The 1,158-nt window shown below is 73.4% G+C and carries 2 protein-coding genes; both read left to right on the forward strand.

Annotated features, from left to right (window positions below):
- A partial coding sequence (locus U4E84_RS18070; protein WP_322533452.1) for a DUF5794 domain-containing protein occupies positions 1 to 929 on the forward strand: 929 nt, incomplete at its 5' end.
- Positions 930 to 1,027: 98 nt separating this feature from the next.
- Positions 1,028 to 1,158 (forward strand): DUF5795 family protein (locus U4E84_RS18075; protein WP_322533453.1); only part of this gene is annotated, 131 nt, incomplete at its 3' end.

Here is a 1,158-nt window from a genome sequence, read left to right on the forward strand (position 1 = left end):
CCGTCATGGCCCTGCCGCTAATCGACGGCATCTTCCCCGCCCTCGTCGTCGCCGGCGTCCTCGGCTCGGCCACGGGCGTCGTCGAGACCGGCATCCTCATCTTCGGCGGCTCCGCGACCGCCGCGGTGATCCTCGCGGAGATGGACGGCTCCCGGCGGGAGATGGCGACCTCGGTCCTGCTGATCGGCGCGGTGATCATCCCGGTCGCCGCCGTCGAGGCCGCCCTCGCGCCGACGCTCCAAGGGCTCCTCAACCTGCCCGTCTTCGAGCGGTTCGCCGGGCTCGTCATCCTGACCGTCGCCGCAAAGACCGCCAGCTCGGAGGTCGGCGAGTACCTGCCGAGCCCCGGCGTGATCATCGGGCTCGGCCTCGTCGCGAGCTTCGACCCGTCGGGGGTCGCCCTGCGGACCTCGACCGAGTACGTGGTCAACGGCACCGCGGCCGCCGCCGTGGGCGTCGGGTTCGCGCTGTCGATCGCGCTGCTGTCGCCGCACCTCCGCGGCCGCGTCGACATCGACCGGTTCCGGTTCGGCTCCGCGGTCGCGCTGGGCGTGCTCGCGCTGCCGATCCTGCTCGGCCCGTTCGACCTCATGCAGACGGACGCGCCGGTCGCGCTCGCGGTGCTCGCCGTGACGACCCTGTTCGCGTACGACCCGAACTCGGACGGGGGACAGAGCCCCGCCGGCGACGACGACACGTCCGACGACGCTCCCGCCGAATCCGCCGACGAGGAGTATCGGGACGCGACCGACGCCGGCGAGGAGCCCGCGGAGCCGCCGAGCGACCCGCCGCTCGACGCGCCGCCCGAGGGCCCCTCCCCCGTCGTCGACGACGACGTCGCGGTCCTCGCGAACGGCGGCGAGGGGCGAGAAGGCGACGACGACCCGGACCCGTTCACGGACGACGACTCCCGGGCGCCGTGGCTGTGACCCGGGGATACGCGCTCCGCCGCTCCGACCCGTGTAGTTCGTCGCTCCGCGCCCGCGCGTGTCGCCGGGGTTTAGGTACTCGGCGCCGAACGGCAGGTATGTCGAACCGCGTCGTTCAGGGGCGGATGGTGACGCCCGAGAAGCTCGCAGAGTTAGTCGAAGGGGAGCCGGTACTGGAGGCCGAGTCGATCGCGGACGCCGACCGCGACTGCCCGGAGTGCGGCGGCGA

This window comes from Halorubrum sp. AD140, from assembly GCF_034497445.1.
In the GTDB taxonomy this organism is placed as follows: Archaea; Halobacteriota; Halobacteria; order Halobacteriales; family Haloferacaceae; genus Halorubrum.